1 tRNA gene and 1 rRNA gene are annotated in these 1031 nt (G+C 36.0%); both read right to left on the bottom strand.

The features are described 5' to 3' along the window. Positions 1-50: 50 nt before the first annotated feature. Positions 51-126, bottom strand: a tRNA-Val gene (locus tag C6344_RS18690). A gap of 782 nt (positions 127-908) precedes the next feature. After that, positions 909-1024, bottom strand: a 5S ribosomal RNA gene (gene rrf, locus C6344_RS18685). Positions 1025-1031: the final 7 nt, after the last annotated feature.

Genomic DNA, 1031 nt, shown 5'->3' with positions numbered 1-1031 from the left:
AGTTGAGCTACACCGGCTTTATCTATCCTAACATTATGTAAGAATAAATATGGTGGAGGATGACGGGCTCGAACCGCCGACCCTCTGCTTGTAAGGCAGATGCTCTCCCAGCTGAGCTAATCCTCCATATTGTGTTGTCATTTCGAATGTCTCTCGATCCGACAAATAGTATTATATAACGATAAGATATTGTTTGTAAAGACTTTTTTAAAATAATTTTTGAATTTATTTTAACGTTGTTTTTTCGTCTTTTCGTTAAGGCACCTAAAGAATTCTACCACTTGTCTCATCATTTTAAAAGTCTTTTTTTCATCTTTTTATGTTTTTTTGTTAAAAAGGGCTCTAATAAAGCTTTATTGATGTGAAATTACCCTTTTCAAGCTTTTTATATGCTTATTTTATTCAATATATCTTCTCATACAAATCATCTAGAGAAGGAATTCTTTTATTATTTTATTTTTCTGGGAAATCATTTTCATGTAAAAATGTCCTTAAATGATGCTGTTCTTTACTATCTTCAATATTAAAGTGTTACTAGGGTATCAAGTTAGTGTTGATTCTTTCTTATTCTTACTTAGAGCGAGCGAAAAATTCAACTGTAAGTGTTGCGATACTCAGTCATCTAGTGTGTCTCTAAACAGTCCTCTGTATCTGGCTGCCAAAGAAAATTCTTATTAGCTGCTTTCTATGCTTTTGATCTTCATCCTAAACGAATTGAACGGCCGACCCATAAACAACAGCTGCGTTGTTCAATGAAAATACATGAAAGTGAGACGGACGGAAAGATCAACTTATCGATGAGGCATTTACTAAATCATCACTTCTCACTTTACAAAGTGATTTAATAGAAGTAATTTTTTCAAAAAAACAAAAAAGACCAGTTCCGTATGGAACTGATCCTTAGAAAAGCTTGGCGGCGTCCTACTCTCACAGGGGGAGACCCCCAACTACCATCGGCGCTGAAGAGCTTAACTTCCGTGTTCGGTATGGGAACGGGTGTGACCTCTTCGCTATCGCCACCAAACCTGATG

It is taken from the genome of Bacillus sp. GBSW19 (genome assembly GCF_002998655.1).
In the GTDB taxonomy this organism is placed as follows: Bacteria; Bacillota; Bacilli; order Bacillales; family Bacillaceae; genus Bacillus.
The sequence above is the reverse complement of the archived record's forward strand: the minus strand, read 5'-3'. Positions and strand labels throughout refer to the sequence as shown.